This window comes from Xanthobacter sp. NM-25 (assembly GCF_022138605.1).
Lineage (GTDB): Bacteria > Pseudomonadota > Alphaproteobacteria > Rhizobiales > Xanthobacteraceae > Xanthobacter.
This window is the reverse complement of record NZ_JACBFS010000018.1, coordinates 1-501: the sequence shown is the minus strand read 5'-3', so window position 1 is coordinate 501 and position 501 is coordinate 1. Positions and strand designations below refer to the sequence as shown.

Genomic DNA, 501 nt, shown 5'->3' with positions numbered 1-501 from the left:
ATCGCCGTGACCTTGCCGCCGTCGACCGCGACTTCGGCCACCTGTTCTCTTCCTGGTTCAACCGGGGCTTTCTCGTGCTGCGCCGCATCGACTGGTCCACCCCCGCCAACGTGCTGGAAAAAATCATCCGCTATGAGGCGGTGCACGAAATCCGCGACTGGGATGACCTGCGCGCCCGGGTCGACAGCCCCGACCGCCATTGCTACGCCTTCTTCCACCCGGCCCTGGTGGACGAGCCGCTGATCTTCGTGGAAGTGGCCCTGGTGAAGGACAGCCCCGACGCCATCGCCCCCATTCTCGACCAGAAGCGCACGGTGCTCGATCCGGCGAAAGCCACCACCGCGGTGTTCTATTCCATCTCCAACTGCCAGCGGGGCCTCGCCGGCGTCTCCTTCGGCAACTTCCTGATCAAGCAGGTGGTGGAGGAGATCTCCCGCGAGATGCCCTGGCTCACCACCTTCGTCACCCTCTCCCCGGCCCCGGGCTTCCGCGCCTGGCTGG

General features: G+C 65.9%; 1 protein-coding gene. It reads left to right on the top strand.

Features of this window, described 5'->3' with window-relative positions; all coding sequences use genetic code 11:
- Positions 1-501: malonyl-CoA decarboxylase domain-containing protein (locus MEU52_RS22045; protein WP_238123950.1), on the top strand; the 501-nt coding region annotated here is incomplete at both ends.